This is a genomic window from Cryobacterium sp. TMT2-15-1 (assembly GCF_004402345.1).
Lineage (GTDB): Bacteria > Actinomycetota > Actinomycetes > Actinomycetales > Microbacteriaceae > Cryobacterium > Cryobacterium sandaracinum.
The window spans coordinates 137,422-161,386 of sequence record NZ_SOGD01000048.1; the positions used below are offsets into that span (position 1 = coordinate 137,422).

Annotated in this window: 21 protein-coding genes; 14 read left to right on the top strand and 7 right to left on the bottom strand. The window is 68.0% G+C overall.

The window, feature by feature from the left end; all coding sequences use genetic code 11:
* Positions 1–184: 184 nt before the first annotated feature.
* Positions 185–1,207, bottom strand: coding sequence for a Pvc16 family protein (locus E3O62_RS12960; RefSeq protein WP_166784671.1), 1,023 nt, complete (start codon positions 1,205–1,207; stop codon positions 185–187).
* Positions 1,208–1,328: 121 nt separating this feature from the next.
* Between E3O62_RS12960 and E3O62_RS12965 the strand changes: the two genes are divergently transcribed.
* Complete coding sequence (locus E3O62_RS12965; RefSeq protein ID WP_134396437.1) at positions 1,329–1,619, top strand: hypothetical protein; 291 nt, start codon at positions 1,329–1,331, stop codon at positions 1,617–1,619.
* Between the two features lie 344 nt (positions 1,620–1,963).
* Here the strand turns inward: E3O62_RS12965 and E3O62_RS12970 are convergent, their stop codons facing one another.
* Complete coding sequence (locus E3O62_RS12970; RefSeq protein WP_134398770.1) at positions 1,964–3,427, bottom strand: cryptochrome/photolyase family protein; 1,464 nt, start codon at positions 3,425–3,427, stop codon at positions 1,964–1,966.
* 75 nt (positions 3,428–3,502) lie between these two features.
* On the opposite strand from E3O62_RS12970, the gene E3O62_RS12975 reads away from it, so the two are divergent.
* The 3 genes from E3O62_RS12975 (at position 3,503) to E3O62_RS12985 (ending at position 5,421) form a co-directional block, all read left to right on the top strand.
* Positions 3,503–4,405: an oxygenase MpaB family protein gene (locus E3O62_RS12975; protein ID WP_134396440.1), complete on the top strand. Its 903-nt coding sequence runs from the start codon at positions 3,503–3,505 to the stop codon at positions 4,403–4,405.
* Positions 4,406–4,414: 9 nt separating this feature from the next.
* A complete protein-coding gene (locus tag E3O62_RS12980; protein ID WP_134396442.1) occupies positions 4,415–5,146 on the top strand; it encodes an SGNH/GDSL hydrolase family protein in 732 nt (243 codons plus the stop codon).
* Between the two features lie 71 nt (positions 5,147–5,217).
* Positions 5,218–5,421: a hypothetical protein gene (locus E3O62_RS12985; RefSeq protein ID WP_134396444.1), complete on the top strand. Its 204-nt coding sequence runs from the start codon at positions 5,218–5,220 to the stop codon at positions 5,419–5,421.
* A gap of 123 nt (positions 5,422–5,544) precedes the next feature.
* Here the strand turns inward: E3O62_RS12985 and E3O62_RS12990 are convergent, their stop codons facing one another.
* Entirely contained in the window at positions 5,545–6,819 is a 1,275-nt protein-coding gene (locus E3O62_RS12990) for a M18 family aminopeptidase (protein WP_134398771.1), read from the bottom strand.
* 86 nt (positions 6,820–6,905) lie between these two features.
* Here E3O62_RS12990 and E3O62_RS12995 point away from each other — a divergent pair, with 86 nt between their 5' ends.
* On the top strand, positions 6,906–10,094 hold the full coding sequence (locus E3O62_RS12995; protein WP_134398772.1) for a beta-phosphoglucomutase family hydrolase: 3,189 nt from the start codon (positions 6,906–6,908) through the stop codon (positions 10,092–10,094).
* A 28-nt stretch (positions 10,095–10,122) separates the two neighbouring features.
* Here the strand turns inward: E3O62_RS12995 and E3O62_RS13000 are convergent, their stop codons facing one another.
* Positions 10,123–10,431, bottom strand: a complete 309-nt coding sequence (locus E3O62_RS13000; protein ID WP_134398773.1) for a winged helix-turn-helix domain-containing protein — start codon at positions 10,429–10,431, stop codon at positions 10,123–10,125.
* A 106-nt stretch (positions 10,432–10,537) separates the two neighbouring features.
* Between E3O62_RS13000 and E3O62_RS13005 the strand changes: the two genes are divergently transcribed.
* Genes E3O62_RS13005 through E3O62_RS13020 form a run of 4 tightly spaced genes read left to right on the top strand, consistent with a single transcriptional unit; the run spans position 10,538 to position 15,697 of the window.
* A complete protein-coding gene (locus E3O62_RS13005) occupies positions 10,538–12,064 on the top strand; it encodes a proton-conducting transporter membrane subunit (protein WP_134398774.1) in 1,527 nt (508 codons plus the stop codon).
* On the top strand, positions 12,061–14,544 hold the full coding sequence (locus E3O62_RS13010) for a DUF2309 domain-containing protein (RefSeq protein ID WP_134398775.1): 2,484 nt from the start codon (positions 12,061–12,063) through the stop codon (positions 14,542–14,544). The genes E3O62_RS13005 and E3O62_RS13010 overlap by 4 nt, the downstream gene beginning before the upstream one ends.
* Entirely contained in the window at positions 14,541–14,858 is a 318-nt protein-coding gene (locus E3O62_RS13015) for a DUF190 domain-containing protein (protein WP_104099654.1), read from the top strand. The genes E3O62_RS13010 and E3O62_RS13015 overlap by 4 nt, the downstream gene beginning before the upstream one ends.
* A 47-nt stretch (positions 14,859–14,905) precedes the next feature.
* Complete coding sequence (locus E3O62_RS13020; protein WP_134398776.1) at positions 14,906–15,697, top strand: DUF6671 family protein; 792 nt, start codon at positions 14,906–14,908, stop codon at positions 15,695–15,697.
* A gap of 60 nt (positions 15,698–15,757) precedes the next feature.
* Here E3O62_RS13020 and E3O62_RS13025 read toward each other — a convergent pair whose 3' ends face one another.
* Positions 15,758–16,480, bottom strand: a complete 723-nt coding sequence (locus E3O62_RS13025; protein WP_104099656.1) for a hypothetical protein — start codon at positions 16,478–16,480, stop codon at positions 15,758–15,760.
* An 81-nt stretch (positions 16,481–16,561) separates the two neighbouring features.
* Here E3O62_RS13025 and E3O62_RS13030 point away from each other — a divergent pair, with 81 nt between their 5' ends.
* A complete protein-coding gene (locus tag E3O62_RS13030) occupies positions 16,562–17,041 on the top strand; it encodes a PPOX class F420-dependent oxidoreductase (RefSeq protein ID WP_134396456.1) in 480 nt (159 codons plus the stop codon).
* 66 nt (positions 17,042–17,107) lie between these two features.
* Positions 17,108–19,255 (top strand): RecQ family ATP-dependent DNA helicase, encoded by a 2,148-nt coding sequence (locus E3O62_RS13035; protein ID WP_134398777.1) that lies wholly within the window; start codon positions 17,108–17,110, stop codon positions 19,253–19,255.
* A gap of 32 nt (positions 19,256–19,287) precedes the next feature.
* Here E3O62_RS13035 and E3O62_RS13040 read toward each other — a convergent pair whose 3' ends face one another.
* Positions 19,288–20,316 (bottom strand): ADP-ribosylglycohydrolase family protein, encoded by a 1,029-nt coding sequence (locus E3O62_RS13040; protein ID WP_134398778.1) that lies wholly within the window; start codon positions 20,314–20,316, stop codon positions 19,288–19,290.
* A gap of 259 nt (positions 20,317–20,575) precedes the next feature.
* On the opposite strand from E3O62_RS13040, the gene E3O62_RS13045 reads away from it, so the two are divergent.
* From E3O62_RS13045 to E3O62_RS13055, 3 genes are read left to right on the top strand one after another with little or no spacing between them, the layout of a single operon-like run.
* Positions 20,576–21,388, top strand: a complete 813-nt coding sequence (locus tag E3O62_RS13045) for an amino acid ABC transporter substrate-binding protein (RefSeq protein ID WP_134398779.1) — start codon at positions 20,576–20,578, stop codon at positions 21,386–21,388.
* A gap of 12 nt (positions 21,389–21,400) precedes the next feature.
* A complete protein-coding gene (locus E3O62_RS13050) occupies positions 21,401–22,069 on the top strand; it encodes an amino acid ABC transporter permease (protein WP_104170359.1) in 669 nt (222 codons plus the stop codon).
* The gene (locus tag E3O62_RS13055) at positions 22,056–22,871 is read left to right on the top strand and encodes an amino acid ABC transporter ATP-binding protein (RefSeq protein ID WP_134398780.1); all 816 of its coding nucleotides are present in this window, start codon (positions 22,056–22,058) and stop codon (positions 22,869–22,871) included. Before E3O62_RS13050 ends, E3O62_RS13055 begins: the two co-directional genes overlap by 14 nt.
* 60 nt (positions 22,872–22,931) lie before the next feature.
* Here E3O62_RS13055 and E3O62_RS13060 read toward each other — a convergent pair whose 3' ends face one another.
* Positions 22,932–23,960, bottom strand: a complete 1,029-nt coding sequence (locus tag E3O62_RS13060) for a TerC/Alx family metal homeostasis membrane protein (RefSeq protein WP_134396468.1) — start codon at positions 23,958–23,960, stop codon at positions 22,932–22,934.
* Positions 23,961–23,965 lie beyond the last annotated feature (5 nt).

A 23,965-nucleotide genomic window follows, 5' to 3' on the forward strand; every position in this document is an offset into this window, starting at 1 on the left:
ACAGGTGTCCACACTGATCGCAGCTGTCCACTGGTCGCAGGTGTCCTCAGGTCAAGGCACGCCCGACGTCCCGACAGAGTCGAGGCCCACCATGATCTGGCGCGCCCCACTTCTGGCACCGCCCGCGTTCCTGACACTCACCTCCTGGTCGGGAGGTCTGACCCGGAGTTCGGCCCCGACGCGCTCAGTCCCCGGTGGCCGACGCGGAATCCGGCTCCGGCTCCGGAAAGCGCACCTCGACCGGTGTCCGGTCCGCCAGCTCGTCCCCGGCTGGATGAGTCAACTCAATGATCACGACGCTCGGTGCCTGGCCGAGCAGGTCGAGGATGGATCCGATCTCCAACCCGGAGTAGGGGTCGTCGACATCGAGCACCTCCGGCCGCACCCCGAACAGACGGTCGGACGCGGCGATCATCAGCACGGCGCCGCGGTGTTCGGCCTGGTCGAAGATGCGGCCGAGGTTGTCCTCAGTGGCGGCGGCACTGGCTCCCACGACCTCGTTCAGGGGTACCGTCACAAGAGACTTGCCCAGTTCGTTCGCGACGGATGCCGCGGCCTCGGCCTTCGCCACGGCATCCGCTCCCGTGAACACGGCGAGCGCACCTGCCCCGGCCAGCTTCACGACATCACGGACGGTGCCGACCACTGCCGTGCGCTCGGCTGCGTCCAGGGTGAAGGAGGCCATCACGCCGAAGGACAGTCGCAGCGGCGCGTTGGATGCCAGCCAGAGGGAGGTCAGCACCTCGTTGGTCAGCGGCGAGGGTGAGAGCCAGACCTGCAGGTTGTCTGCCGAGCCGATCGGGACGTTCAGCACGGGATGGCGTTCGATGGCGGCGCGCGCTGCACCGAAGGCACGGTGGCTGCCGGCATCCGTGTCGACGTCGTCGCCGGGAAAAGCACTCACCAGGTAGTGCAGTTCCGAAATCACTCGGCTGGGTCCCCGCTGGGTCTCCTCCCGATAACTGATCAGGCTGTCGTAGTAGAGGAACAGGTTGATGGAGGGGCCGGCGACACCGGTGCGGGGTGCGCCGAGCGCGTAGGCCGTGACCTGCAACCCGATCGGCGGGGAAGACAGCAGTCGTTGGAGCGCGACGGTCGTCGAGGCGATGGCCTGGCCGTAGTTGGTGAGCGACGACATGGGGACCCCGGCTTCTGAGAGCTTCTGGATGCGAAAGTGAGCAGCCAGAGCCACGGTACTCCGGCTCACCAACCAGGTCGAGGAGTTCGGCTGCGCCACGGCGGAACCGGCCCGGTGCCGGTCCCGTGAATGCCGTAGCCTGCTTCGATAGATGTGTTCCTCGCGGTATCCGCCGCAGTGAAGGAGTTCCATGGACTACTCGGCAACGATCGTGGCCCAGGCCCACGTCACCAAGCCCGACGCACTGCGGCTGATCGCGGAGGCGGCCGGGTCGACCGTGCGGGATGCCGGGACGGCACATCCGTTCGTGCCGCTCGTCGGCGGCGGTCGCGTCGAAGTGGAGATTCCCAAGTTCGGCGAGGGCCCGCCGCTCGCGATCGATGTCTTCAACCCCCACGGGGCCGCGCAGGCCCGGGCTTCGGCACTGTCAGTGCAGGCTGCCCTCGCCGGTGTGACCGATTGGCCGACCGAGGTCAGGTAGCCGCGTGCGCGGCAACCGGCCCAGGTAGACCCTCACCCGCCGCTGCACTCCTCCCCCCTTCCCGATGCGGATCAAGCCGCAGCGAACCTCGGTGCGACGACCGCGTCCCGATGACGCGCTCCCGAGGTCTCCCTCCCGCGTGCCCTCCGCGGCGAGACCCCTGCACGCGTCGCGGTGCACCTTATGGAGGCCGGCGCACGGTAGAGAGCCGGTTGCCTGGTGGGGTGTCCTTTGGGTCGTTTTGTGGGGTGTGTCGTTTCTTGGGCGTGGTTCGGTGGTCTGGGAAAACGGTTCATGGCCCGGAAGGGCCGCGTCGGACTCATGAGGCGCCCCACGGGCGACGCTCACCACTCGGTGCGTGCACGCTCCTGCTCGACGACCTCTTCCCGGTCGACCAGGCGGCGCAGTCCGGCGAGCGGCTGCGCCATACGGTGATTGCCTCGGATGCGTGGCTCCACCCGGTCGAGGAAGGCCCAGTACCCGGCGGTGAACGGGCATGCGTCCTCGCCCAACCGTTTCTTCGGGTTGAACGTGCACGCGCCGCAGAAGTCGCTCATCTTCGAGATGTAGGCGCCCCCGGAGGCGTACGGCTTCGTGGCGACGATCCCGCCGTCGGCGTGCTGGGACATCCCGACCACATTGGCGGGCATCACCCACGGGGCGCCGTCGACGAAGGCGTTCGTGAACCATTCGGTGAGCTCGGCCGGTTGGTAACCGCGCTGCAGCGCCCAGTTGCCGAGCACCATCAGCCGCTGAATGTGGTGCGCATAGCCCGTGCGGCGCACTTCGTCGAGCACGTGGCTGAGGCACTTCGCCCGCACGGAACTGCCGTCGAGCTCGAGGAACTCCCGCGGCAGGGCCACCTGCGCCTCGAGGTGGTTGCTGCGCCGCACGTAGTCCTCACCCAGGTGCCAGTACAGGTGCCAGACCCAGTCCCGCCAGCCCATGATTTGGCGCACCACGGCCTCCACGCTCTGCAGCGGGGCTCCCCCGGCCTCGTACGCGGCGACGACGGCGTCGATCACCTCCCGCGGATGTAGCAGCCCCAAATTAAGGGGAACGCTCAGCCTGGCATGGGCCATCGTCTCGTCCCCGAGCAGCGAGGCATCCTCGAAGGGGCCGAAGTCGCTCAAACGCGTCTCGACGAAATCGGCGAGCGCCATGAGTGCTTCCGCCCGGGTGGCGGCGAACCGGCGGGGTCCGTCCTCGCCGATCAGCCGAATGCGCCCCTCGGCCTGCCACCGGTCGAGGTCGGCGCGCACCTGCTCGTCGATGTCGTCCTCCACCGGATGGAAGGGGTCCGGCAGCCCCAGGCCCACCGCTCCCTTCGGCGGCGGCTGACGGTTGTCGTGGTCGAAGTTGAACCGGCCGCCCTCGGGATCGGGCCCGCGCATGAGCAGCCCGGTTTCCGTGCGGGCATGGCGATAGAACTGGTCCATGATCAGCCGGGATGGCGGTCTCCCCGCGACCCAGACGGCGAAGTCGGCCTCACTGGTCACGAAGCCGCGGCTGGGCAGCACCCGCGCGCCGAGCTCGTGAACCAACGCGCGGGAACCCCACGAGGTGGGGTTGACCACCTCGAGGTCACGGCGGGCCAGCACATCCCGGTAGTGCTCGGCGCGCAGGTACTCGACTCGATCACCGAGCTCCCTGGCCCGGTGCCTGAGGGCGGTGAGAATGAGGTGCGCTTTGGCTCGGTGGTAGGGGCGCCGACCGAGAACGCCGACCGACTCCACCATCAGGATCGGTCCGCCGTCATCGAAATGGGGGCCGAGCTGGTCGGCGAAGAGAAAGCGAGGCACTGCCATGGCTTCGAGTCTAGATGCCGTGCCGCACGCGAGGTTCGAGGCCGATGCCCAGCCGCGACGGGTTAGCCTCGGTCCATGGGCAGGTTCGTGGACAGTTGGCGGTCGCACCTTCTGGTGACCTTTTCGGGGAACGGGTCAGGTCGCCCGCAGTGGGTCGAAAAAATCGAAGAGGGCGACGATATCGGCTTCTTCGGTCCGGGCTCCGCCTCCTGGGCCGTGCACGGTGGGATGGCAACGATGGTCGCCGGCATCCGTGCCCTGCTGATGCAGACCCTTCATCCCGGCGCGATGGCCGGCGTACACGATTGGTCGCGCTATCGGGAAGACCCGCTCGGGCGGCTCTCCGGCACCATTCAGTGGCTCGTCACCGTGACCTTCGCCGACACGACCCTGGCCGAGCACGAGTCGTCCCGCGTGGGGCGCTTCCACGACCGGGTCACCGGCACCTACCGCGACGCCCAGGGCATCGAGCGCCCCTATGCCGCCGGGGACCCCGAACTGCTCGCCTGGGTGCACATCGTTTTCACCGACGCCTTCCTGGCCTCGCACACGATCTGGGGTGACCCCATCCCCGGCGGGGCCGACGGCTACGTGCGCGAATGGGCCAAGGCCGGAGAACTCGTCGGCGTGCACAATCCGCCGCGCTCCGCGTCCGAACTGCAGGCACAGCTGGATGCGTTCAAGGATGCCGGCATCCTCAAGAGCGACGAGCGCGTGGCCGAGGCTGTGCGCTTCATTCGCAATCCCCCGCTCCGGCCCGCCATGATGCCCTTCTACCGGGTCATGTTCGCCGGCGCCGTCGCCTCGATCCCCCGCGAATACCGCGAGCTGCTCGGCCTGCGGCGCTCCCTGCTCCCGGCGGTCTGGGGCACCGGCGCCGTTCTCCGCCTGGTGCGCCTGCTGCTCGGCCGGTCGTCGACCTCAGAGGATGCCGCCCGGGCCCGTATCGCGCGTCTCTCCGCCGAGAACCCCGCGTAAACTGATCGGATGCCTCCGCGCCCTGACCGCTCGCGCACGGGCGCGACTCGCTCTCGCCGCTTCCCCTTCCGACTGCTGGTGATCGGGCTGGCTGCCCTCGTTCTGACCTCACTGGGAATCTTCGCAGCCGTCAACCCCGACCTTTCGGAGACCGACGGGGACGTGCAGGTGACCCGCCCCGAAGGTCGCCCCCTGCGCGTGCTGTTCGTGGGCGATTCGATCAGCTACGGCCTCAACGCGCAACTGCAGGACCTGGGCTTCCGTCCACTGATGGTCGATGCGCTCGCAGAGGACGGCCCGGTTCAGGAATTCCACAAGAATCGGGCCGGTGCCACCACCCGCACGGTATCCAGGCTGGTCGATGTGCCGGAGAACCTCGACCTGGCCGTGGTCGAACTGGGCACCAACGACGTGCTCGACCAGACCGCGCCCGACAAGTTCGCGCTCAGCTATCGGGCACTCCTGAACCGCGTGCACACCGAATCTCCGGGCGTCCCCCTCGTCTGCGTTGGCACCTGGGGAACCGCGGATGAGACCGACGCGTACAACGACATCATCGACCACGAGTGCGCCCGAGAAGGCGGCGCCTTCGTCAGTCTCTACGACCTCTATCCGATCGAGGCCAATCGCGGCCCCGCCGGACGGGATGTCTTCGGCGGCACGAGCGATCGTTTCCACCCCAACGACGCAGGCTACCGAGCGATTGCCGAGCACCTTCTGGGCCGCATCAGCATACGCTGAACTGCGTCGCATATCGCGGGGCGAAAGTACACCCCCTTGATGATTTCCTCTCCGTGAGGAAACCTCCAAGCATGAGACAAAACGACTGGGTACTCACCGTCCACTGCCGGGAGTGCGGGATCGGCGGCACAGCCCAAGTCGGAACCGACCGGCGCATCGTCTGGCCGGTGATCGTGCACGAGGGCGACTGCGAACTCGCCGATGACAAGGACCTCGTGGAGTCCCGCTCCGGGCATCCTGCGCATGGAGTCCGCCAGTCGGCTTACGCGCGCTGACGGGCTCACCCCCGGCAGGATTATCGCCAGAGAAAGCACGAGCACGTCCGGGCGAACGATCGACTGCCCGGCCATCTGCAGTGCTGCAGAGGGTGAAGCCGTGCCGACGGCGCCCGCCGGTCGTTACCGCTCCGAGGCGAAGAACGCGCCGATCGCAGCGCTCAGGGCCACCGGGTCGCTCACGTGGCACAATTCGCGGGCGGAATGCATCGAGAGCAGCGGGATGCCCACGTCGACCGTGCGGATGCCGAGCCGCGTGGCGGTCAGCGGGCCGATGGTGGAGCCGCACGGCACCGTGTTGTTCGACACGAATTCCTGGTATTCCACGCCGGCCTGCACGCAGATTCGGGCCCACAGGGCCGCACCCGCCGCATCTGTCGCGTAGCGCTGCGTGGCGTTGATTTTCAGCAGCGGGCCGCCCCCGGCGACGACCATGTTCGCCGGGTCGTGCTTCTCCGGGTAGTTCGGGTGCACCGAGTGACCCGCGTCGGCCGACACGCACCACGAGCCGGCGTAGGCGCGCAGGCGATCACTGACGGATGCCCCGAGTCCTGCCCCGATCCGGGTCAGAATGTCGTCCAGCAGCGGCCCGCTCGCACCCGTTCGGGTCTCGGAACCGAGTTCCTCGTGATCGAAGGCCGCGAGCACCAGGATCTGACCGGCCGGTGCCGGGGCTCCGATCAGGGCGACCAGGCCGGCGTGCACCGAGGAGAGGTTGTCCATGCGCCCCGCGGCGAAGAGCTCGCAGCCGAGGCCGAACCGGGCCGGATGGGCCGTGTCGGCCGTGAGGATGTCGTAGCCGGCGACCTCCTCTCCCGCCAGCCCGGCCAGGCCCGCCAGGTGCCCGACCAGGTCGGCCTGACTCGTTTCCCCCAACCCGAACACCGGGGTCAGGTGCCGCTGACGGTCGAGAGTGAGGCCGGTGTTGGCGTCCCGGTCCAGGTGGATGGCCAGCTGCGGGATGCGGCAGAACGGGCCCGTGCGCACGAGGTGCTCGGTGCCGTCGATGGTGGTGAGCCGGCCGGCGAGTTCGAGTTCGCGGTCGAGCCAGGAGTTGAGCAGAGGACCGCCGTAAACCTCGACCCCGGCCTGCAGCCAGCCGTGGGCGCCGATGGTCGGCTTCGGCTTCAGCTTGAAACCGGGCGAGTCGGTGTGCGCCCCCAGAATGCGAAACGGTGTCGTCGGGCCGGCCCCGTCCGGCTGCACCCAGGCGACGACCGCGCCGTCGCGCACGAGGTAGCGCCGTCCGGGCGCACCGGACCACTCCTCGGTTTCGCTCACCCGGTCGAAGCCGGCGGTGTCCAGGCGGCGGGCAACCTCCGCGGCAGCGTGGTACGACGACGGGGAGGCGGTGATGAACTCGGCGAAATCGTCGATGTAGTCCGGTGTGGATGTCATGGGTCATATCCAACCACCCTGCGTACTATGTCCACATTCAGGGCCGAGCAGTCACGGCCCGGCATTCACGGCCCAGAGGAGCGCCCATGAACCAGCCGAGCCAGCCGAGCCAGCCGCCGCACCCGGCCCGCGCCGCCTTCGACGCCGTGATCTTCGACCTCGACGGCGTGGTCACCGACACGGCCGCCGTGCACGCCCGGGCGTGGAAAGCCCTGTTCGACGAGGCACTGCCGGGGCTGACGAAGTCGCCGGTGCCTTCGTTCGAAATCGAGAGCGACTACCGGCGGTACGTCGACGGGCGGGCGCGGGAGGACGGCATCCGTGCGTTCCTGGCCTCGCGCGGGATCGAACCGGCGCATGGCCGGGCGACCATCGACGCTCTCGCCGGCCGCAAGCAGGAGCTGTTCACCCGCGAGCTCGCCGTCGGCGGCGTGCAGGCGTTCCCCGGCACGCTGGCGCTGTTGCGCCGGTTGAAAGAGCAGGGGCTGCCGGTGGCCCTCGTGACAGCGAGCCGCAACAGCGCCGCCGTGCTGACCGCGGCGCGCCTCACGGGCCTATTCGACGTCACGGTCGACGGCACCGACGCCGTGCGGATGCGCCTGGCCGGCAAACCCGACCCGGCCCTGTTCCTCGAGGCGGCCCGGCGACTGCACGTGACGCCGGACCGCACAGTGGTCGTCGAAGACTCCGAGGCCGGGGTGCAGGCCGCGGCGCGCGGCGGATTCGCCCTGGTCATCGGCATGGAGCGTACGGGCGACACCCGGCTGCGCTCGGCCGGCGCCGATCTGGTGCTCACCGACCTCGCCGACCTGGACCTGGCCGGCCTGGACCCCGCTCTGACCGGGAAAAACCGCGGCTGGGCCGGAGGCGAGACCGGCAGCGACCCGTGGTTGCTGCGCTACATCGGCTATGACCACGCAACCGAGGGGCTGCGGGAGGCGCTCTGCACACTCGGAAACGGCTACTGGGGCACTCGCGGCGCGGCGGCCGAGTCCACCGACGACGGCGTGCACTACCCCGGAACCTACCTCGCCGGCGTCTACAACCGGGTGCAGACGACCCTCGGCGAGCGCACCGTCGAAGACGAGCACCTGGTCAACGCCCCCAACTGGCTGCCGCTGGGATTCAGGGTGGCCGACGGGGACTGGTTCGACGTCGGCCACACCGAGCTGGTCACCTATCTGCAGGAGCTGGACCTGCGGCGCGGCGTGCTGACCCGGGTCATCCGTTTGCGCGACGAAGCGGGGCGCACCACCCGGGTGACCTCCCGGCGGTTCGTGTCCCAGGCCGCCCCGCATGTGGCCGTGCTCGACACCACGTTCGAGGCGGAGGACTGGACCGGCCCGGTGACCGTGCGCTCGGCCCTCGAGGGCCGGGTCTTCAACCGCAATGTTGCCGCCGACCGGCTTCTCACCAACGCTCACCTGATTCCCCACACCGGCACGCAAATCGACGCCGAGACCGTGCTGCTCGAGATGGAGACCACGCAGTCCGGCATCCACATCGCCCTGGCGGCCCGCACCCGGGTGCAGAGGGACGAGCAGCCGGTCGAGCCCCCGCGGCACCTGCTCACCGACGACGCCGGCTGGGTGGCGCACGAATTCACCCTGGATCTGGAGCCGGGGCATCCGGTCAGGGTGGAGAAGACGGTCGTCGTCAGCACCTCCCGCGACCGGGCCATCGCCTCGCCGGCGCGGGCGGTTGCCCTCTGGATGCGGCGCCTGCCGCACCCGGCGGACCTGTTGGAGGCGCACGAACGGGCCTGGCAGGTGCTCTGGGACGAGTTCGCGGTGGACATGCGCGCGAGCGATCACCAGTCGCTCGCACTCAACCTGAACACCTTCCACGTGCTGCAGACGGTGGCGGCCGTCGACGCCGACCTCGACGCGAGCATGCCGGCCCGAGGGCTGCATGGCGAGGGGTACCGCGGGCACGTCTTCTGGGACGAGCTGTTCGTCTACCCGATTCTCACCCTGCGCCGCCCCGACCTGAGCCGCGCCCTGCTCGGCTACCGGTACCGGCGCCTGGGCGAGGCCCGCGCGGCCGCACGGGGCATCGGTCGCGAGGGCGCGATGTTCCCCTGGCAGAGCGGCATCGACGGGCGTGAGGAGACCCCGACGAACCTCTTCAACCCGCTGAACCAGCAGTGGATGCCCGACAATTCGCAAAACCAGCGGCATGTGGGCCTCGCCGTGGCCTACAGCGTCTGGGAGTATTACCAGTCCACCGGCAACACCGAATTCCTGATTCAGCAGGGTGCCGAGATGCTGCTCGAAGTGGCTCGTTTCTTCGCCAGCCTGGCCCGCTACGACGAGGTGGACGACCGCTACGACATTGACGGGGTGATGGGGCCGGACGAGTTCCACGACGGGTACCCCGGGGCGTCGGGCCACGGCCTCCGCAACAACGCGTACACGAACGTGATGACCGCGTGGGTGCTGCGCCGCGCGATCGACACCGTGGCTCTGTTGCAGAACCGGTACTGTCGGCCCCTCTGGAACCGGCTGCGACTGCGGCCGGACGAGGTCGACCAGTGGGTCCGGATCAGCCTGCGGCTGCGGGTGCCGTTCCACGCCGACGGCGTGATCAGCCAGTTCGAGGGCTACGAGGGCCTGCCCGAGTTCGACTGGGACGCCTACCGGGCCCGGTATCCCTCGATCGCCCGCCTCGACCTGATCCTCAACGCCGAGGGCGACAGCACGAACAACTACCGGCTCTCCAAGCAGGCCGATGTGCTCATGCTGCTCTACCTGCTCTCCGCCGAGGAGCTGCGCGAACTGCTCGAGACCATGGGCTACGAAATGCCGCCGGAGGCGATTGTGCGAACGGTCGAGTTCTACTCGGCACGCTCCACGCACGGCTCCACGCTCAGCAACGTGGTGCACTCCTGGCTGGACGCCCGGCGCGACCGGGAACGGTCGTGGGACTACCTGACCCGGGCCCTCGACAGCGACCTTGGCGACATCCTCGGCGGCTCCACCCACGAGGGCATCCACCTCGGCGCGATGGCCGGATCGGTCGACATGGTCGTGCGCTGCTACACCGGGCTGGAGATCCGGGAGAACATGCTCTGGCTGCATCCCGTACTGCCGAAGGAGCTCGCGGAGGTCACCTTCGCCATCAACTACCGGGAACAGCCGATCCGGCTGAAACTGACGCCCGGCAACGTGCGCCTACAGCTGCAGGCAGGCGGCGCCGCTCCGATCCGGGTGCGGGTCGAGGGCCGGGAGGCCGTGCTTGCACCCGGCGAGACCCGCGATTTCCCGCTCGGTTAGCGTCGGTCGTCCCGGACTCCTGAAACCACTATCCCTGTGGGCCAACGCCGCTCGGGGCAGCCTCGGGGTTGGCGAAGGCGGCCAGCAATTCCCCAATGCGGTGACCACGATCCAGAGGGTGGCGAAGCGGCATCCCCGTGTTAAGGCGATAGATGTTGCGCCGTCCCTCCCGTTCGCGCTCGAGATAACCGGCGTCTTCGAGTTCGGTGACGATGCGTTGAGCCGCCCGCTCCGTGATGCCCACCTGGGCCGCGACGTCGCGCAATCGCACATTCGGGTTCTCCGCCACGCACAACAGCACGTGCGCGTGATTGGTTAATAACGTCCGCTGCGCCATTCTCCTATTCTCACCCAACTGACCATTGTTTCCTCACACGCGAATCCCGACACTCAACACGTGCTATGTTTTTCGTGTTTTATGAATCGTGAGAAAAGGAGCATTTTTGAACGAGAATGTTACGGTGGCAATGGTCCTGGCGGGACCGTGGGTTGCCGTGCTCGCCTCAGCGATCGCCGGGCGTCTCGGCCGGAGCGGTGAACTGGTTGCTCGCATTGCCGCAGCGGTCGTCAGTCTGGGGTTCGTCTTTACGGCAGCCGTCGCCGTTGCCGTGTCGACCCTGTGGACGGGTTCCATCCAGGTGGGCTTCGGGGAGACAAGCGTGCAACTCGATACCCTGGCACTGATCATGTCGATGCTTGTTCTGGGGCTGTCCTCCCTCATTCAGGGGTTCGCCGTGCGCTACCTGCGCGGGGATCCTCGTCAAATCTGGTTCGTGGTGACCGCGAACCTGCTCACCGGGTTCACCGTGCTGATGGTGTGTGCAGGGTCCGTGGCCCTGTTCGCGTGCGCCTGGGTCGGCGCCGGCGCCGCACTTGTGTTGCTTCTGGCCACCTACTGGCCGCTGGCACAGGCGCGGGAGGGTGTGTGGCGCACCGTGGTTCGCTTTGGTGCCGCCGACACCGCGTTCCTCCTCGCGGTGGCAGTGCTGCTCGTTGGTGCCGGCGGGGACCTGTCCTTCGATCAGCTCGGTGCCGGTGCGTCCGGCCTGAGCGCGCCGGCCCAGCTCACCCTCGCGGTGCTGTTGGTCCTCGCCGCCCTGGCCCGATCCAGCCAGATCCCATTCCAGGGCTGGTTGCCGTTCACTCTCGGCGCCCCGACACCGGTCTCTGCTCTGTTGCATGCCGGGGTGGTCAACGCGGGCGCCATCCTGCTTCTGCGGTTCGCGCCGGCGATCGCCCCTCACCGGTCCGTGATGATCGTCGTCTGCGTGGTGGGCGCGGCCACCCTGGTGTTCGCGTCGGCGGTGCGCCTGGCACGCCCGGACGTGAAGGGCCGACTGGTATTCTCCACGATGGCGCAGATGGGGTTCATGATCATGGCCTGCGGGTTGGGCCTGTTCGCGGCTGCGATCTTCCACCTGGTTGCCCACTCCCTGTACAAATCGACACTCTTCCTCGGCGCGGGAACCGGAGTGCGTCAGCATGCCACCGACCGCGACCTTCCTACCCGCACAGCCCCGTCGCGCCTGGTGGCGGGCCTCGCGGTGGCCATCTCCGTGACCGTAACGGTTGCCGTACTCGTGGCAGCCAAACTGGTGCTCTCCCCCGCCGTGTCGCCCTCCAGCATCGGCCTGTTGGCGTTCGTCGCCCTGACCGCCGGCGTCACCCTGGCCGTGGCACTGGCAACCCACTTCTCGATCCGCACGACGGTGGTCGGCACCACGGTGACGGCGGCCGTCGGAATCGGCTACGTAGCCTTCCTGCACCTGTTCACGGGAGCACTGGAACCCGGGGTGCCGGTCCAGGGGGCCCCTGGCTGGCTGCTCGTTCTGCCCGCGGTCGGCCTGATCGCCGTCGAGCTGCTGGCTCGAAGCAGCACCGGTGCGGTCTGGCTGCGCGATCGTGTCTACACGTCCGCACTTGCCGCATCCCTGCCCCGTAACCCCATCAGAACTGGAGCACCCCTGTGAGTCTGATCCTACGCGCGCAGGTCGCTGCCGCCGCCCACGACATCGTTCCGGCCTGGCCGTTGGACTCCTTCATCGCCGTGAACCCGCTGGCCGGCCGCGAATCTTACCCATTCGAGACCGAAACAACCGCGGAAGCGGCAACCACCCGCCCCGGGAGCGCCTACCTGGCTGACTATCAGCGCGGTCGAATCACCCGTGATGACATCGACGCAGCACTCCTCGAACGCATCCCCCAGCTGGCCGACCGACGCTTGCGGATCGGCACCGCAGCCGTGTCCGCGGTCCGGGTTGCCGAACTCGATATGCGCCTGGTCGCAGCCGCACCTGCCCCCGAACCGGTTGCGGTGGCGGAGCTGACGTGGCTCGATGAATACCTGGCCGTCTGGGTTGCCGGCTATCTGTGCCCGGACCCGGCGTGGCCCATGCCACACCATGCCGACGGGTTCTACCGGGCCTGGCGAACCCTGGCCTGCCTCGATCCGTCCCTCCCCCGCACGGTTCGGCGCACCCTCACCACACTTTCGCCCGAACCGGACGCGGCGCTGGCGCACGCCCTGCAATGCCTCGGCATCGCGGCGGCCGACGTCCCACGTGCCCTTCGGACCGCACTCGGGCACCTGCCCGGGTGGGTCGGGCACATCAAATGGCGGGCCGAGAAGGTCGGCGACATCGACCTGACCTCGTACCTGGCCGTCCGATTCACGGTCCAGGTTGCGCTCGGAATTACCCCAGCGGCCGACCAGACAACACAGACGGCACAGCCCGACCACACCACGCTGACCTCGGCACCGTTCTGGTTGCGGGCCGAACGGGTTGCGCAGGCGCTCACCGCCGCACGGCCGAGCCGCGAGGACGTCGCCGCGGTCGCTCGGGTCCTGTCCACGCATCCGATAACCGACCAGCGGTACACCTGGCAGAAAGCCTACGAACTGAACTACCGCACCGCCCTGATCGGGGCACTCCGCTCCACCGTCGAGACCCGGGACGGCCGCAACGTGCAGTTGGTGATGTGCATCGACCCCCGGTCCGAGGGGTTGCGCCGCCACCTCGAAGAAAGCTCCTCAGTCGAGACGTTCGGTTTCGCTGGCTTCTTCGGCGTCCCCATCCGGTTCGCCCGCTACCAGGCGCGCGGAGCAATCGACTCGCTCCCGGCACTGCTGAGCGCGCGCCACCACATCACCGAGATCCCCGTCGACCACGAACAAGCACACAGAGTCGTTGCCGCTGGAAAATTCCGAGACGCCCTGCGGCATGCCGTGCATACGGCGGACTCGACAGCGGCGACACCGTTCGCGTTCGCGGAGACGGCGGGATGGTTCTACGGCGGCATCAGCATCCTGCGCACCCTCACCCCGCGCATCCACGCACGGATCGTGCGCGCCCTCTCCCTCTCGCCCCGGGACCTGCGCAGTGACGTGACGATCGCGGACGCGTTCACGCTGGACGAACGTGCCACGTTGGCCGAAACGGCCTTGCGGATGATGGGCCTGGCCCAGTTCGCCCCGCTGGTCGTTTTGGCAGGTCACGGCTCCGAATCGGAGAACAACCTCTACCAGTCCGCACTGGACTGCGGCGCGTGCGGCGGAAATCCGGGGCACGCCAACGCCCGCGCCGCCGCCGCCATCTTCAACGACCCCGAGGTGCGACTGCTGCTCGCCGACCGCGGGCTGCCGATTCCCTTCGACACGTTCTTCGTGGCCGCCGAACACAACACCGTCAGCGACATGGTCACCGTGCTCGACCGCCACCTGATCCCCGACAGCCACACGAGTTCGGCAGACCGCTTCGAGCAGCTTCAGCGCACCGCGGCGGACAAATTGGTGACCGAACGCGCCCGGCACCTACCGGGAGCATCCCCCCGGCATTCCCCCGCACGACTGCGCGGACGTGCCCACGACTGGGCTGAGGTGTATCCAGAGCTCGGGTTGGCGGGAAACGCCACCATGATCATCGGACCCCGCGACATGACCAGGAACGTTGATTTGGGCCGGCGGGTGTTCCTGCACTCCTACCGCACCGAACTGGATCCCACCGGGGCCGCCCTGGAGACGATCATGACCGCCCCCCTCGTCGTGGCGCAGTGGATCAACCACCAGTACTACTTCACAGCCCTGAACCCCGACACTCTCGGCGCCGGAACGAAAACCATCCACAACGCCATCGGCACACTCGGCGTGATCTCGGGCCACAGCGGCGACCTCCGCCGCGGCCTGCCGTGGCAATCCGTGGGTTTGGGCACGGAGCTGTTCCATGAGCCGATGCGCCTCACTGTCGTTGTCGAAGCACCGCTGGCCCGCATCGGAGAGATCATCTCGCGCAACCAAGTCCTGCGAGATCTTTTCGACAATGACTGGATCACCCTCACCGCACGAGATCACCCCACTGCCCTCTGGCACCGCTATACCGCCTACGGCTTCACAGCGACCGCAACCGCTACTCCCGCCGCCACTGCCACCCCGATGGAAGGACCACACACATGAACAATCTCACCAAGATGACCCGACTGGAGATCGTCGTGCCTGCCCGCGACGCCCCCGCCATCCGCGAGCTGGTTTCCTCCGCCGGCGCCACCGGGTACACCTCCGTCTCCGGTGTCTCCGGCATCGGACACCACGGACAACACTCTGGATCCCTGCTCTTCAACGAGTACGACACCCTCACCATGCTCATCACCGTGTTGCCCCCCGACAAGGCCGACGAACTCATCAACGCCGTGCGCGAGCTGCTTAACACCTCCAGCGGCGTCATGTTCGTCGCCGAGACCTACGTCTCAAGGCCCGACTACTTTCAATGACTTCCTCCCACTCCTACTATGCTGGGCGCCTGATCACCTTCGCCACCATGCACGGCAAGGAGCACCTCGCTCAACAGGCATTCCACGACGTTCTCGGCGCGACAGTCAGCGCTTCGGGGGGCCTGAACACTGACCAGTTCGGGACCTTCGCCGGCGATATCCCACGCACCCTCAGCCCCCGCTCGGCAGCCCGCGCCAAAGCGCGGCTGGGTATGCAAATCGCCGGCACCACTCTTGGACTTGCCTCCGAAGGCAGCTTCAGCTCCGGATTCGGTCCTCTCGTTGAAAACATGGAGATTCTCCTGTTCATCGACAAAACCCTGGGGTTGGAACTCGTCGAGGGCGCCGTGAATATCTCCGCGCTGCCCGGAGGCAGACGCGTCGACAACGCCGACAGCGCTCTAGCGTTCGCGTCAGCCGCGGGATTCCCCGAACAGGGAGTGATCGTGCAGAGCACAAACGATAATCACCTGACTGTCTACAAGAACTTCACGCAACTCAGCGACCTCGAGGAAACCGTCGACATGCTTCTGACGGACCAGTCCTCCGTCACGATTCTGCCGGACTACCGAGCGCACAAATCGCCAGCGCGGGCAGAGACCATTCGCAGGCTGAGTTATCAGATGGCTCGTCGCCTCGCTACACCCTGCTCCCTGTGTCAAGCACCTGGGTTCGGTCAGGTAGACATCGAACGCGGCGTTCCCTGTTCCGACTGTAGATCAGCGACCGCATTGATCGCCGCGGACCTCCACGGCTGCGGACGCTGTACCCACAGGACCCGGATACCGCGTGGCCAGGCCACCGCCGACCCGCAATGGTGCGACTATTGCAACCCGTAGTGAGGTCAGGCGTTATTCGTGCTCCCCGTCGGCCTCATGCATGGTGGTCCGCGGCGCGCCTCAGACCTCGGACTGCAGGGCCGCCCGGGCGAACGCGGCACCACCGGGCGTGACGATCCAGCGCGTGTAACTGCTCGTGCCGGCATCGAACACACCGAGTCGGCGCAGCAAGCGCCACTTCGGCAGCACCAGGTTGAACGCCGCGTCACTGGAGAGCGGGGCACCATCGGCCCGCACCCAACCGATGGTCTCCAAACTGAGGGCCAGCAGCTGTTTGAACAGTTCGGCCTCGTCAAAACCCCGCCGCGCGATGAGTAGGAGCAGCAGCCTGGTGGCGTCGGACTCGGCCGGGTCGCGGCTCTGGTGCGCGGTTCTGGCCAGATGCCACCACAGATCGCGCGGCGCCTCGACGAGCGCCCGGCCGCGACTGGTCTGCAGCAGCATCCCCTTGCTCACTCGGAGCAGGCCCACGCTGCGCAGGTGTGCGCGCAACTCCAGCAGAGGCAGGAAGTGGCTCTCCCGGCTCGCCGTGACGGGCCAGCCCCAGTCGAGCTGGGTCGAGGCTTCCACGACCACCGCGGGCGGGAGGTAGCCGGCCTGGGTCAGACGGATGCCGTGCTCACCGACACGGCGCAGCATCCACTGCACGGGCGCCACCATGCGCTCCATCGCCCGTACCGGCAGCAGAATGGAGTCGGTCACCCGTGCCTCCGCGAGCACCAGGCGGAACCCGGCGACGGAGTCGGGGTGCATGCGTGTTTCGAGTTCCTGGACGACCTTCACTGTGCGAGCATAGCGAGGAGTGGCCGCGGAGCCTGATGCGACCGATCGTGTCGGGTATCCGCTCTGCCGTAGCCTTGGATCATGGCCAGAGACATTGCAACCACCACCACAGTCGACCTCGCCGCGATGCTCGCTTTCGTGCGCCCGAGGCACCGGATGCTGCTGGCCACCACCCGCACCGACGGCCGCCCGCAGATCTCGCCCGTGACCGGCGGGGTCGACCCCTCCGGCCGAATCGTGATCTCCTCCTATCCCGCCCGGGCGAAAACCCGCAACGCGGAGCGAAATGTGCTTGCCTCCGTACTGGTGCTCTCGGACGACTGGGACGGAGGCTGGATCCAGGTCGACGGCGACGCCGAGGTGCTGCACATGCCTGAGGCCGGCGACGGGCTGGTCGAGTACTTCCGCTGCATCTCCGGCGAGCACTCCGACTGGGCCGAGTACCGGGCGGCGATGGCGCTTCAGGACAAGTCCCTGATCCGCATCACCCCCAGCCGGTGGAGCCCGATCGGCACGGGCGGCTTCCCGGCCGACGTCGCCGCCCGGCTCGACGCACTGTAGCCGCGCTCGCAGGATCGGCGTCGTGGCGCCCGGCGCACTGTCACCAGCATCTGCGAAGCTGGACGGATGACCGACACCCGCGCCGCCGCTCTCGAGATTCTGCGCAACCTGGTCGGCCGTGACGACGCCGACTTCCACGAGGGACAGTTCGAGGCGATCGAGACCCTCGTCGACCAGCGCCGACGGGCCCTGGTCGTGCAGCGCACCGGGTGGGGCAAATCGGCCGTCTACTTCGTCGCCACGCTGCTGCTGCGCCGCCAGGGAGCCGGCCCCACCATCCTGGTGTCGCCGCTGCTCGCCCTGATGCGCGACCAGGTGGCCGCGGCAGCCCGGGCCGGGGTGCGCGCCGTATCGATCAACTCCTCCAACCCGCACGAGTGGGCAGAGGTGCAGCAGCAGCTGATCGACGACGAGGTCGATGTGCTGCTGGTGTCGCCGGAGCGGCTTAACAACCCGAAGTTCCGCGACGAGCAGCTCCCCGCGCTCCTCGCCCGGGTGGGCCTGCTCGTCGTCGACGAGGCCCACTGCATCTCCGACTGGGGCCACGATTTCCGGCCCGACTATCGGCGCCTGCGCGACCTGATCGCCCAGATGCCCGCCGGGGTGCCGGTGCTGGCGACCACGGCCACGGCGAACAGCCGCGTGGTGACGGATGTCGCGGCACAGCTGGTTTCGACCGGCCCGACCACCGTGGCAGGCGCTGAGGTGGTCACCATCCGCGGCCCGCTCGCCCGGGCATCCCTGCGCCTCGGCGTACTGCGCCTGCCCGACTCGCGCACCCGGCTGGCCTGGCTGCTCAGCCACATCGACGAGTTGCCCGGTAGCGGCATCATCTACACCCTCACCGTCTCGGCGGCGGAAGACACCGCACGTCTGCTGCGGGAGGCCGGGCACCCGGTGCGTGCCTACACCGGGCAGACCGACACCGCGGAACGGGAGGAGTCCGAGGGCATGCTCAAGCGCAACACGGTCAAGGCCCTCGTCGCCACCAGCGCCCTGGGCATGGGGTTCGACAAGCCCGACCTCGGCTTCGTGTTGCACCTGGGTGCCCCGTCCTCCCCCGTGGCCTACTACCAGCAGGTCGGCCGCGCCGGCCGCGCCACCGAGAACGCCGACGTGCTGCTGCTGCCCGGAGTCGAGGACGAAGACATCTGGCAGTACTTCGCCACCTCCTCGATGCCCAGCCAGCACAAGGCGGAAGCCGTGATCGGGGCGCTCACGGAGCATGGATTGGCCCCGCTGTCCACACCGGCGCTCGAGGCCCGTGTCGACCTCAAGCGCAGCCCGCTCGAGCTGCTGCTGAAAGTGCTCGACGTCGACGGCGCCGTGCGCCGCGTCACCGGCGGCTGGGTGTCCACCGGCCGTCCCTGGTTCTACGACCGGGAACGCTACGAACGCATCGCCGCCGCCCGGGTGAGCGAGCAGCAGGCGATGCTGGACTATGAGCGCACCACCGGCTGCCGGATGGAATTCCTGCAGCGCGCGCTCGACGACGACACCGCGGTGGCCTGCGGCCGCTGCGACAACTGCACCACGGCCTGGTTCCCCGGCGACGTGCAGCCCGAGATGGCCTCGGCCGCCGCCCGATCCCTCGACCGGGTCGGCGTGGCTCTCGAGCCGCGCGCGCAGTGGCCCACCGGGGTGGCGAGCCTGGGCGTGAACGTGCGCGGCAACATCCCGACCGGCGAACGGATGCTGCCCGGCCGCGCCCTCGCCCGCCTCACCGATCTGGGCTGGGGCGGCCCGCTACGCGACCTGTTCGCCAACCAGTCCTCCGACGCGACGTCCACGGATGCCCCGGCGAGCCCGGCCCTGATCCAGGCCTGCATCCGCGTGCTGGCGGAGTGGGGCTGGGACGAACGGCCGGCTGCGGTGGTGAGCGTGCCCTCGCGGCGGCATCCGTTGCTGGTCGGATCGGTGGCTCAGGCGTTCGCCGAGGCCGGCCGCCTGCCCTGGCTCGGCTCGCTCGACCTCGTGAACGGCGGCCCCACCGGCACGGCGGGCGGCAACAGCGCCTACCGGCTCTCCAACATCTGGGACCGTTTCGCGGTGGGACCGAAGCTGGCCGCGGCCCTCGACACGGTGCAGGGCCGACCGATCCTGCTCGTCGACGACCTCGCCGACAGCCGCTGGACGCTCACGGTCGCGGGCCGCCTACTGCGTCGCCAGGGGGTGGCGGCCGTGCTGCCGTTCGCGTTGGCGTTGAAGTCCTGAGCTGCCGGAGAACTGAAGCTTTCGCCCTGACGTCAACGCAGCGCGCGCAGCTTGACCGTGCGCTGCAAGCCGACCTCGTCGGCCTGGACTCCCCCGACCGCTCCGCAGTGGGCTGACTGCATGGACAGGCGCACCAGGTCAACGCCGCGCAACCCGGGCCAACCCTGCACCAGGTGGCGCCAGGTTGTTGGCACAGCTCCCAGCCCCCAGCGGGCGGCGGTCAGCGCGCCAGCGAGACCTGCTACGGCGTCGGTGTCGCCGCCGCCGCGCGCAGCGACTTCGATGGCGCGACGCACCTGACCGGCATCCGTTCCCCGGGCGTACGTGATCGCCGACCAGGCGGCCTGCAGGGTCTGCACGACCCAGCCGTTACCCGGGAAATCCGCGGACCGTTCACGCTCGGCATCGTCAAACCGGGCCGACCAGTCCGCGCGGCGCTCGCTCGGCAGGGCGGACAGGCCCACCCGAATGTCGAGTTCGCCCTCGAGCACGGCGTGCCGCAAAGCGAGCCCGAACAGCACGCAGGCATCGCCTGCCTCGGTTTCACGGTGCGTCAGCTCGCTGACCAGGCGCGCGGCCTCGGCCAGGGCGACCGGATCGCCGAGGAACGCCAGCGCCACCGGCGCGGTTCTCAGGAGCGATCCGTTGCCGGCGCTGCGCCCGCTGCGCCCGCTGCGCCCGCTGCGGTCATGCTGCTCCCTCGCCCCGCGACGAACGGACTCGGCGTTCGGCTCGCTGCCCGAGAGCACCGCCCCCAGCTGCACACCCGCGTACGGTGCCGATTTCGCCCCGGCCGCCCAATGGGCCACGACGATGTCGAGGACCGAGTCGTCTCTGAGATCCCCGCCCTCCGCCGCGGCCATCGCGAGCGGCACCGCCATGGCCGTGTAGTCGGTCCACTCGCCGGGTGCCCAGTGGAAGCCGCCGCCGCCGCGCATGCTGACCGGGGTGGTTTTCGGTAGCGGCCCGGCGAACTCGTAGCCGGCCCCGAGCGCGTCCCCGCAGGCCATGCCCAGCAGCACCGCTGCTGATCGGTCGTGTTGGTCGGCAGTCAGCTTCATTGCAGGCTCCTTCGGGTCGGGCCGATTCGGGTCGGGTAAGGACCGGAGTACCTGCACATCCGAGAATGAACGCCGGATGTGCGGGGCGAACGTAGCCTATTCCGGCCGAAAATCCCCGGCAAGGCCATTGACCGGGGCCTAACCGGTGTGTGACGCGGCGCGTCACGGGAATACTTACCGGGGCGCACTCCTTGTTAGTCTTCGGACGTCGCTTTTCGGCGATGAATGCGCACCTGCAACCTCGGTTAGGTCAGAAAAAATGAAGCTCAAGATCCTGTCGGCGGTACTACTCACAGCGCTCACCGTGTCGCTGGCCGGCTGCTCCGCGAGCACCGACACCGACGATGCAGCCACCACCGGCGCCGACACCTCGCTGTCCTCCGTCACAGACGCGGGCGTGCTCACCATCGGCACCGAGGGCACGTACCGCCCGTTCACCTTCCACGAGGGTGGCTCCGGCGCACTGACCGGTTACGACGTCGAGATCATCGAGGCCGTCGCAGCCGAGCTCGGAGTCAAGGCCAAGTTCGAGGAAACCCAGTGGGACGGCATCTTCGCCGGCCTCGAGGCCGGCCGCTTCGACGTCATCGCCAACCAGGTCACGGCCACCCCGGAACGCGTTGCCAAGTACAACTTTTCGACCCCCTACACGTTCTCGACCGGCGTGATCGTGGTCAAGAGCGACAACACCTCGATCACCTCCTTCGAGACCCTGGCCGGCAAGACCACGGCCCAGTCGCTCACCAGCAACTGGAACACCCTCGCCACCGAGAGCGGCGCACGTGTGCAGGCCGTCGAGGGCTGGGCCCAGTCGGTCGCCCTGGTCGAACAGGGCCGCGTCGACGCGACCGTGAACGACAATCTCACCTTCCTCGACTACCAGAAGCAGACCGGCGCCACCGGGCTCAAGGTCGCCGCGAACACCGACGAGGAGTCCGCGACCTCGTTCGCCTTCGTCAAGGGCAGCACGGAGCTGACGGATGCCGTCGACGCGGCCCTCGAAAAGCTCGCGGCCGCCGGCACCCTGACGTCGATCTCGGAGAAGTACTTCGGGTCCGACGTTTCCCAGTAACCCCGTCCAGCCATGAACCAATCCGCCTGGGACCTGTTCTGGACCTCGCTCGGTCCCATCGTGCAGGGGGCGATCCTCGGCACCATCCCGCTGGCGCTCGCCTCGTTCACGATCGGTCTGGCGCTCGCGCTCGGGCTGGCGTTGATGCGCCTCTCCCGGCGCCGGTGGGTGTCCGGCATCGCCCGGGTCTACATCTCGATCGTGCGCGGTACCCCACTGTTGGTCCAGTTGTTCGTGATCTTCTACGGCCTGCCGTCGCTGGGCATCCTGATCGATCCGTGGCCGAGCGCCGTGGTGGCGTTCTCACTCAACGTCGGCGGCTACGCCGCCGAAGTGATTCGGGCGGCCATCCTCTCGGTGCCCAAGGGGCAATGGGAGGCGGCCTACATGATCGGCATGTCGCACCGTCGCGCGCTGACCCGGATCATCCTGCCGCAGGCCGCCCGTGTCTCGGTCCCGCCCCTGTCGAACACCTTCATCAGCCTGGTCAAGGACACCTCCCTTGCCTCGCTGATCCTGGTCACGGAGCTGTTCCGCGAAGCACAGCAGGTGGCCGCCTTCAGCCAGGAATTCATGCTGCTCTACCTCGAGGCCGCCCTGGTCTACTGGGTGATCTGCCTGGGCCTGTCCTCGGTGCAGAGCGTTCTCGAGAAGCGATTGGACCGCTATGTCCCCCACTGATCCGATTGATCCGACCGAACCGACGGCCCCGAATGCCGCGGCGACCTCCGACGCCCTGCTCCGCGTGCGCGGGCTCCAGAAGAGTTTCGGCGCCAACCAGGTGTTGCAATCCATCGACCTGACGGTGAATCGCGGCCACGTGCTCGCCCTGATCGGACCCTCCGGTTCCGGCAAGACCACCATCCTGCGCTGCCTGAACGGCCTGGAACTGGCCGACGGCGGAACGATCGACGTGGACGACGAACTGTCGGTCGACTTCGCGGCCATACCGGGGAAGAATCAGCGTGCGGCTCTGCGCGACCGGTCGGCCATGGTCTTCCAGCACTACAACCTGTTCCCGCACAAGACCGTACTGGAGAACGTGCTGGAGGGGCCCGTGGTGGTGCAGCGCCGCCCGAAGGCGGAGGTCGAAGCGGAGGCGCTCGCGTTGCTCGACCGCGTGGGCCTCAGCACCAAGAAGGACAGCTACCCGTTCGAGCTCTCCGGCGGCCAGCAGCAGCGTGTGGGCATCGTGCGCGCGCTTGCCCTGCGCCCGCAGCTGCTGCTCTTCGACGAGCCCACGTCGTCCCTCGACCCGGAACTCGTGGGCGATGTTCTGCGCCTGATCAAGGAACTGGCGGTGGAGGGCTGGAGCATGGTGATCGTGACCCACGAACTCGAATTCGCGCGCGAGGTAGCCACCGAGGTGGCCTTCGTCGACGGTGGCCGGATCGTCGAGCACGGCGACCCGAATCAAATGCTGCGTCACCCGAAAGAGGAACGCACCCGGCAGTTCCTGCACCGGCTGCTGTTCCCCTTCTAGGTGCACCTCTAGGCATGGGGCCGACCTCGCCGGGCAGCGGCTCAGCCCCTCACCTGCCCGTCAACTCTTGCGCCCGGAGTCGGGCTGATCCGCTGGTTCAGTCTCGGAATGATCCGCTGCCCGGAGTGAGCCGGCATGAGCTCGCACCGTGGGATCCTGGCGTGTCTTGATCAGGCTGGCAACCGTGGTCACGGTCAAGACCACACCGATGACGATCAGGCTGAGATTCGTGCTGATCTCCGGCACTCGGCCATCAAGGCCGTGCGCCCAATGCAGAACGAGTTTCACACCGATGAAGGCCAGGATGAGGGACAGGCCGGTCGACAGGTAGACCAGCCGGTCGAGGAGCCCCTTGACGAGGAAGAAGAGCGCCCGGAGCCCGAGCAGTGCGAAGGCGTTGGCGGTGAAGACGATGTACGCCTCATCGGTGATTCCGAAGATCGCCGGGATCGAATCGAGTGCGAACAGAAGATCGGTGCTGCCGATCGCTATCAGAACGATAAACAGCGGTGTCACCGCGCGGCGGCCGGCGCTCCGCGTGAACATTCGACCGTCGACATAGTCGTCGGTAACGGTCAGGCCCCGACGGGCCACCCTGACCAGTACGTTGTCTTGCACGTCAGGGTCGACGTTACGGTGCCGGAAGAGCTGTACGGCTGTGAAGATCAGCACCAGACCGAAGATCAGGAACATGAAGGAGAACAGCGAAAGCAGGGCGGAACCCAGTGCAATGAAGATCGCCCGCAGAATGAGTGCCAGCAGGATCCCGAAGATGAGAACTTTCTGCTGGTATTTCTCCGGGACCGCGAAGGTCGACATGATGATCACGAAAACGAAGAGGTTATCGATGGACAGGCTCTTCTCAACGATGTACCCGGCGAAGTATTCCGCGCCGAACCCCCAGCCCACCTGCGCCGCGAAAACGAGGCCGAACAGGATCGCGACCGCGATGTACAGCACCGACGAGAGTGCGGCCTCCCGAAACTTAACGACGTGCGGCCGGGCGATGGCCAACCCCAGGTCCAACGCGAGCAGACCCAGAATGACGGCGATGGTGAGCGTCCAGCGGAGCGCAGTTACTTCCAGCAACTGTG

Excerpts from the sequence above, each read along its gene's own strand:
- E3O62_RS12990 (WP_134398771.1), bottom strand. The coding sequence starts at position 6,819 with ATGACATCCACACCGGACTACATCGACGATTTCGCCGAGTTCATCACC.
- E3O62_RS12965 (WP_134396437.1), top strand. The coding sequence starts at position 1,329 with ATGGACTACTCGGCAACGATCGTGGCCCAGGCCCACGTCACCAAGCCC.
- E3O62_RS13045 (WP_134398779.1), top strand. The coding sequence starts at position 20,576 with ATGAAGCTCAAGATCCTGTCGGCGGTACTACTCACAGCGCTCACCGTG.
- E3O62_RS13030 (WP_134396456.1), top strand. The coding sequence starts at position 16,562 with ATGGCCAGAGACATTGCAACCACCACCACAGTCGACCTCGCCGCGATG.
- E3O62_RS13015 (WP_104099654.1), top strand. The coding sequence starts at position 14,541 with ATGAACAATCTCACCAAGATGACCCGACTGGAGATCGTCGTGCCTGCC.
- E3O62_RS13055 (WP_134398780.1), top strand. The coding sequence starts at position 22,056 with ATGTCCCCCACTGATCCGATTGATCCGACCGAACCGACGGCCCCGAAT.
- E3O62_RS13000 (WP_134398773.1), bottom strand. The coding sequence starts at position 10,431 with ATGGCGCAGCGGACGTTATTAACCAATCACGCGCACGTGCTGTTGTGC.
- E3O62_RS12980 (WP_134396442.1), top strand. The coding sequence starts at position 4,415 with ATGCCTCCGCGCCCTGACCGCTCGCGCACGGGCGCGACTCGCTCTCGC.
- E3O62_RS13035 (WP_134398777.1), top strand. The coding sequence starts at position 17,108 with ATGACCGACACCCGCGCCGCCGCTCTCGAGATTCTGCGCAACCTGGTC.
- E3O62_RS12975 (WP_134396440.1), top strand. The coding sequence starts at position 3,503 with ATGGGCAGGTTCGTGGACAGTTGGCGGTCGCACCTTCTGGTGACCTTT.
- E3O62_RS12995 (WP_134398772.1), top strand. The coding sequence starts at position 6,906 with ATGAACCAGCCGAGCCAGCCGAGCCAGCCGCCGCACCCGGCCCGCGCC.
- E3O62_RS13020 (WP_134398776.1), top strand. The coding sequence starts at position 14,906 with ATGCACGGCAAGGAGCACCTCGCTCAACAGGCATTCCACGACGTTCTC.
- E3O62_RS13040 (WP_134398778.1), bottom strand. The coding sequence starts at position 20,316 with ATGAAGCTGACTGCCGACCAACACGACCGATCAGCAGCGGTGCTGCTG.
- E3O62_RS12970 (WP_134398770.1), bottom strand. The coding sequence starts at position 3,427 with ATGGCAGTGCCTCGCTTTCTCTTCGCCGACCAGCTCGGCCCCCATTTC.
- E3O62_RS13050 (WP_104170359.1), top strand. The coding sequence starts at position 21,401 with ATGAACCAATCCGCCTGGGACCTGTTCTGGACCTCGCTCGGTCCCATC.
- E3O62_RS12985 (WP_134396444.1), top strand. The coding sequence starts at position 5,218 with ATGAGACAAAACGACTGGGTACTCACCGTCCACTGCCGGGAGTGCGGG.